6 protein-coding genes are annotated in these 6,305 nt (G+C 55.6%); all 6 read left to right on the top strand.

Going from position 1 to position 6,305, the window contains the following annotated elements; translation table 11 throughout:
• Positions 1-58: 58 nt before the first annotated feature.
• On the top strand, positions 59-592 hold the full coding sequence (nusG, locus tag ACP7A2_RS27000) for a transcription termination/antitermination protein NusG (protein ID WP_003176436.1): 534 nt from the start codon (positions 59-61) through the stop codon (positions 590-592).
• A 117-nt stretch (positions 593-709) separates the two neighbouring features.
• On the top strand, positions 710-1,141 hold the full coding sequence (rplK, locus tag ACP7A2_RS26995) for a 50S ribosomal protein L11 (RefSeq protein WP_003210097.1): 432 nt from the start codon (positions 710-712) through the stop codon (positions 1,139-1,141).
• Complete coding sequence (rplA, locus tag ACP7A2_RS26990) at positions 1,141-1,836, top strand: 50S ribosomal protein L1 (RefSeq protein WP_003176434.1); 696 nt, start codon at positions 1,141-1,143, stop codon at positions 1,834-1,836. Before rplK ends, rplA begins: the two co-directional genes overlap by 1 nt.
• Before the next feature lie 198 nt (positions 1,837-2,034).
• The gene (gene rplJ, locus ACP7A2_RS26985; protein ID WP_276195110.1) at positions 2,035-2,535 is read left to right on the top strand and encodes a 50S ribosomal protein L10; all 501 of its coding nucleotides are present in this window, start codon (positions 2,035-2,037) and stop codon (positions 2,533-2,535) included.
• A 78-nt stretch (positions 2,536-2,613) separates the two neighbouring features.
• Positions 2,614-2,979 (top strand): 50S ribosomal protein L7/L12, encoded by a 366-nt coding sequence (rplL, locus tag ACP7A2_RS26980; RefSeq protein ID WP_092230792.1) that lies wholly within the window; start codon positions 2,614-2,616, stop codon positions 2,977-2,979.
• 219 nt (positions 2,980-3,198) lie between these two features.
• Positions 3,199-6,305 (top strand): DNA-directed RNA polymerase subunit beta (gene rpoB / locus ACP7A2_RS26975; protein WP_426136830.1); only part of this gene is annotated, 3,107 nt, incomplete at its 3' end.

The following is a 6,305-nucleotide window of genomic DNA, read 5'->3' as shown; positions in this document are numbered from 1 at the left end:
GGGGCTTGATTCCCTGCTCGGCTGGCTTGTTTCCTTGATTGTTGGCTAAGGGTGTCCCGTGGCTAAGCGTTGGTACGTTGTGCATGCTTACTCGGGTTACGAGAAGCATGTTATGCGCTCTTTGCTGGAGCGCGTAAAGCTGGCAGGCATGGAAGATGGCTTCGGCGAAATTCTGGTTCCCACTGAAGAAGTGGTTGAAATGCGGAATGGTCAGAAGCGTAAAAGTGAACGCAAGTTCTTCCCTGGCTATGTGCTGGTTCAGATGGACATGAATGAAGGTACTTGGCACTTGGTCAAGGACACTCCTCGTGTTATGGGTTTCATTGGCGGTACCGCTGATAAGCCTGCTCCGATCACTGACAAAGAGGCAGAAGCAATTCTGCGTCGCGTTGCTGACGGTAGCGACAAGCCCAAGCCGAAGACGTTGTTCGAGCCGGGTGAGGTTGTTCGTGTCACAGATGGTCCGTTTGCTGATTTCAACGGTACCGTCGAAGAAGTTAACTACGAAAAGAGCCGGATCCAAGTGGCGGTGCTCATTTTCGGGCGCTCTACTCCGGTAGAGTTGGAGTTCAGTCAGGTCGAAAAGGTCTAGCTGAGCAAGCATCCCAACCCCGCAGCCTTAGGCTGTGGGGTTTTGTCGTCACTGGGATATACGCGCAAGTAACCGGGGAGCCTTTCGAGGCGCTTGAACCCGTAATTGGAGTGCCTCATGGCCAAGAAGATTACCGCTTACATCAAGCTGCAAGTGAAGGCCGCTCAGGCCAACCCAAGTCCACCTGTCGGTCCAGCTCTGGGCCAGCACGGCGTGAACATCATGGAATTCTGCAAGGCCTTCAACGCCCGTACTCAGGGTATTGAGCCTGGTCTGCCGACTCCAGTGATCATCACTGTGTACAGCGACCGTAGCTTTACTTTCGAAACCAAGTCGACCCCGGCTTCGGTTTTGTTGAAGAAGGCTGCTGGTCTGACTAGCGGTTCCGCTCGTCCTAACACCGTTAAGGTTGGCACCGTAACTCGTGCTCAGCTGGAAGAAATCGCGAAAACCAAAAACGCGGATCTGACTGCAGCTGATATGGATGCAGCCGTGCGTACCATCGCCGGTTCTGCTCGTAGCATGGGCCTTAACGTGGAGGGTGTGTAATGGCTAAGCTGACCAAGCGCCAAAAGGCTATCGCCGGCAAAATCGAAGCGGGCAAGTCCTACAATTTTGTAGACGCTGCTGCTCTGCTGACCGAGCTGTCGACTGTCAAGTTCAGCGAGTCCGTTGACGTTGCTGTAAATCTGGGTGTTGACCCACGTAAATCCGACCAGGTCGTTCGTAGCGCTACTGTGCTGCCACACGGTACTGGCAAGACTGTACGTGTTGCTGTCTTCACCCAAGGCCCGGCAGCTGAAGCTGCTCTGGCCGCCGGCGCTGATCGCGTTGGTATGGACGACCTGGCTGCCGAAATGAAAGGCGGCGACCTGAACTATGACGTAGTTATTGCATCCCCGGATGCTATGCGCGTTGTAGGTCAGTTGGGTCAGATCCTCGGTCCACGTGGTCTGATGCCTAACCCTAAAGTCGGCACCGTAACGCCAGACGTAGCCACCGCGGTTAAAAACGCCAAGGCTGGTCAGGTTCGTTATCGCACCGACAAAAACGGCATCATTCACACTTCCGTTGGCAAAGTCGGCTTTGACGCCGTCAAGCTGAAGGAAAACGTTGAAGCCCTGATCGCTGATCTGAAGCGTATCAAGCCAGCTTCGTCGAAAGGTATCTACGTCAAGCGCGTTACCCTGAGCACCACTATGGGCCCAGGTCTGGTCATCGACCAAGGCTCGCTGGACGTATAAGACACGCGTTGACGCAAGCGATTGCGTCAATTGAAAAATTGGGGTCCCTGCCTGGCGGGGGCTATCCAAGACCGTAGGCGGCGCAAGCCTTAAACCAAAAGCCTACGCAGATGGTGCTCCCGGTTCCTTACCGAATCAGACACCAAAACGACATCCGGCTTAGGCCAGATGAAACGGTAACAAGCAGGAGTTAAACCCGTGGCAATTAATCTCGAAGACAAGAAGGCCATCGTCGCTGAAGTCAACGAGGCTGCCAAAGCTGCTCTGTCCGCTGTCGTGGCTGATGCCCGTGGTGTGACAGTAAGCGCTATGACCGGACTCCGTAAAGAGGCTCGTGAAGCTGGCGTCTACGTACGTGTTGTACGTAACACCCTGCTCAAGCGCGCTGTTGCTGACACTGAATACAGTGTCCTCAACGACGTGTTCACCGGCCCGACTCTGATTGCATTCTCCACTGATCATCCAGGCGCTGCTGCCCGTTTGTTCAAGGAATTCGCCAAGAGTCAGGATAAGTTCGAGATCAAGGCAGCTGCGTTCGAGGGCAAGTTCCTCGCAGCTAACCAAATCGACGTACTGGCAACACTGCCGACCCGTAACGAAGCTATTTCTCAGCTGATGAGCGTGATTCAAGGCGCTACCAGCAAGTTGGCTCGTACTCTGGCCGCAGTTCGCGAGCAAAAAGAAGCTGCCGCAGCCTAAGGCTGAGCAAACTCTCTCGCGTTTTTTTGTTTATTTCGATGGCCGCGTAGGCCGTCCCCCAATTCAGGAAATACAGCAATGTCTATCTCCCAAGACGATATCCTCAACGCCGTAGCTGAAATGTCGGTTCTGCAGGTTGTTGAGCTGATCAAAGCTTTCGAAGAAAAATTCGGCGTTTCCGCTGCCGCTGCTTCCGCTGGTCCAGCTGCTGCTGCTGCCGTGGTTGAAGAGCAAACCGAATTCAACGTCATGCTGCTGGAAGCTGGCGAGAAGAAAGTAAACGTGATCAAGGCAGTACGTGAGCTGACCGGTCTGGGCTTGAAAGAAGCCAAGGCTGTAGTTGACGGCGCTCCTGCCCAGGTTCTGGAAGCAGTGTCGAAAGACGCAGCTGACAAGGCCAAGGCCACTCTGGAAGAAGCAGGCGCTAAAGTCGAGCTGAAGTAAGTATCGACCTTGCGTTTCCAGCCCAAGCGTTAAGCTGAAGGCTGATGGCTGGTGGCTCTTGCCACCGGCCTTTTTCCGTTATTGGCTGTCGACTCGGTCGCCGCCATAAACGCGCTGTAGCCACCCGATGCGGTGGTGCAAACCATGGGGTTTGCAAGATTTTCTGGCTGCTCCCGTCGGAGGGGCCAAACAAGCAGGTGACCAAGCTGGGGAACGCTGATGGCTTACTCATATACTGAGAAAAAACGTATCCGCAAGGACTTTAGCAAGTTGCCGGACGTCATGGATGTCCCGTACCTTCTGGCTATCCAGCTGGATTCGTATCGTGAATTCTTGCAGGCGGGAGCGACCAAAGATCAGTTCCGCGACGTGGGCCTGCATGCGGCCTTCAAATCCGTTTTCCCGATCATCAGCTACTCCGGCAATGCTGCGCTGGAGTACGTGGGTTATCGCCTGGGCGAACCGGCATTTGATGTCAAAGAATGCGTGTTGCGCGGTGTTACGTACGCCGTACCTTTGCGGGTAAAAGTCCGCCTGATCATTTTCGACAAAGAATCGTCGAACAAAGCGATCAAGGACATCAAAGAGCAAGAAGTCTACATGGGCGAAATCCCACTGATGACTGAAAACGGTACCTTCGTTATCAACGGTACCGAGCGTGTGATCGTTTCCCAGCTGCACCGTTCCCCGGGCGTGTTCTTCGACCACGACCGCGGCAAGACGCACAGCTCCGGTAAGCTCCTTTACTCCGCGCGGATCATTCCGTACCGCGGTTCGTGGTTGGACTTCGAGTTCGACCCGAAAGACTGCGTGTTCGTGCGTATCGACCGTCGTCGCAAGCTTCCGGCCTCGGTACTGCTGCGCGCGCTCGGCTATACCACTGAGCAAGTGCTGGACGCTTTCTACACCACCAACGTATTCAGCCTGAAGGGTGAAACTCTCAGCCTGGAGCTGATTGCTTCGCGTCTGCGTGGTGAAATTGCCGTCCTGGATATCCAGGATGAAAACGGCAAGGTCATCGTTGAGGCTGGTCGCCGTATTACTGCGCGCCACATCAACCAGATCGAAAAAGCCGGTATCAAGTCGCTCGACGTGCCTTTGGACTATGTCCTGGGTCGTACGACCGCCAAGGTTATCGTTCACCCAGCCACCGGCGAAATCCTGGCTGAGTGCAACACCGAGCTGAACACCGAGATCCTGGCCAAAATCGCCAAGGCTCAGGTCGTTCGCATCGAAACCCTGTACACCAACGATATCGACTGCGGTCCGTTTGTCTCCGACACACTGAAGATCGACTCCACCAGCAACCAATTGGAAGCGCTGGTCGAGATCTATCGCATGATGCGTCCTGGCGAGCCACCGACCAAAGACGCTGCCGAGACCCTGTTCAACAACCTGTTCTTCAGCCCTGAGCGCTATGACCTGTCTGCGGTCGGCCGGATGAAGTTCAACCGTCGTATCGGGCGTACCGAGATCGAAGGTTCGGGCGTGTTGTGCAAGGAAGACATCGTCGCGGTACTGAAGACTCTGGTCGACATCCGTAACGGCAAAGGCATCGTCGATGACATCGACCACCTGGGTAACCGTCGTGTTCGCTGTGTAGGCGAAATGGCTGAAAACCAGTTCCGCGTTGGCCTGGTACGTGTTGAGCGTGCGGTCAAAGAGCGTCTGTCGATGGCCGAAAGCGAAGGCCTGATGCCGCAAGACCTGATCAACGCCAAGCCAGTGGCTGCGGCGGTGAAAGAGTTCTTCGGTTCCAGCCAGCTCTCGCAGTTCATGGACCAGAACAACCCGCTCTCCGAGATCACCCACAAGCGCCGTGTTTCTGCACTCGGCCCTGGCGGTTTGACCCGTGAGCGTGCAGGCTTTGAAGTTCGTGACGTTCACCCGACGCACTACGGTCGTGTTTGCCCGATCGAAACGCCGGAAGGTCCGAACATCGGTCTGATCAACTCCCTGGCTGCTTATGCGCGCACCAACCAGTACGGCTTCCTCGAGAGCCCGTACCGTGTGGTGAAAGACGCTTTGGTCACCGACGAGATCGTGTTCCTGTCCGCCATCGAAGAAGCTGATCACGTGATCGCTCAGGCTTCGGCCACGATGAACGACAAGAAAATGCTGATCGACGAGCTGGTCGCTGTTCGTCACTTGAACGAGTTCACCGTCAAGGCGCCGGAAGACGTCACCTTGATGGACGTGTCGCCCAAGCAGGTAGTTTCGGTTGCAGCGTCGCTGATCCCGTTCCTGGAACACGATGACGCCAACCGTGCGTTGATGGGTTCCAACATGCAGCGTCAAGCTGTACCGACTTTGCGTGCTGACAAGCCGCTGGTAGGTACCGGCATGGAGCGTAACGTAGCCCGTGACTCCGGCGTTTGCGTCGTGGCTCGTCGTGGCGGCGTGATCGACTCCGTTGATGCCAGCCGTATCGTGGTTCGTGTTGCTGATGACGAAGTTGAAACTGGCGAAGCCGGTGTCGACATCTACAACCTGACCAAATACACCCGCTCCAACCAGAACACCTGCATCAACCAGCGTCCGCTGGTGAGCAAGGGTGATCGGGTTCAGCGCAGCGACATCATGGCTGACGGCCCGTCCACCGATATGGGTGAGCTGGCACTGGGTCAGAACATGCGCATCGCGTTCATGGCCTGGAACGGTTACAACTTCGAAGACTCCATCTGCCTGTCGGAACGAGTTGTACAAGAAGACCGTTTCACCACGATCCACATTCAGGAACTGACCTGTGTGGCGCGTGACACCAAGCTTGGGCCTGAAGAGATCACTGCAGACATCCCGAACGTGGGTGAAGCTGCACTGAACAAACTGGACGAAGCCGGTATCGTTTACGTAGGTGCTGAAGTTGGCGCAGGCGACATTCTGGTAGGTAAGGTCACTCCGAAAGGCGAGACCCAGCTGACTCCGGAAGAGAAGCTGTTGCGTGCCATCTTCGGTGAAAAAGCCAGCGACGTTAAAGACACCTCCCTGCGTGTACCTACCGGTACCAAGGGTACTGTCATCGACGTACAGGTCTTCACCCGTGACGGCGTTGAGCGTGATGCTCGTGCACTGTCCATCGAGAAGACCCAACTCGACGAGATCCGCAAGGACCTGAACGAAGAGTTCCGTATCGTTGAAGGCGCGACCTTCGAACGTCTGCGTTCCGCTCTGGTAGGCCGCAAGGCTGAAGGCGGCGCAGGTCTGAAGAAAGGTCAGGACATCACCGACGAAATTCTCGACGGTCTTGAGCACGGCCAGTGGTTCAAACTGCGCATGGCTGAAGATGCTCTGAACGAGCAGCTCGAGAAAGCTCAGGCTTACATCGT

Origin of the sequence: Pseudomonas sp. PWP3-1b2, assembly GCF_049896045.1 — a bacterium.
In the GTDB taxonomy this organism is placed as follows: Bacteria; Pseudomonadota; Gammaproteobacteria; order Pseudomonadales; family Pseudomonadaceae; genus Aquipseudomonas; species Aquipseudomonas antarctica_B.
This window is presented reverse-complemented; position numbering and strand designations above follow the sequence as displayed.

Excerpts from the sequence above, each read along its gene's own strand:
- rplK (WP_003210097.1), top strand. The coding sequence starts at position 710 with ATGGCCAAGAAGATTACCGCTTACATCAAGCTGCAAGTGAAGGCCGCT.
- rplA (WP_003176434.1), top strand. The coding sequence starts at position 1,141 with ATGGCTAAGCTGACCAAGCGCCAAAAGGCTATCGCCGGCAAAATCGAA.
- rplL (WP_092230792.1), top strand. The coding sequence starts at position 2,614 with ATGTCTATCTCCCAAGACGATATCCTCAACGCCGTAGCTGAAATGTCG.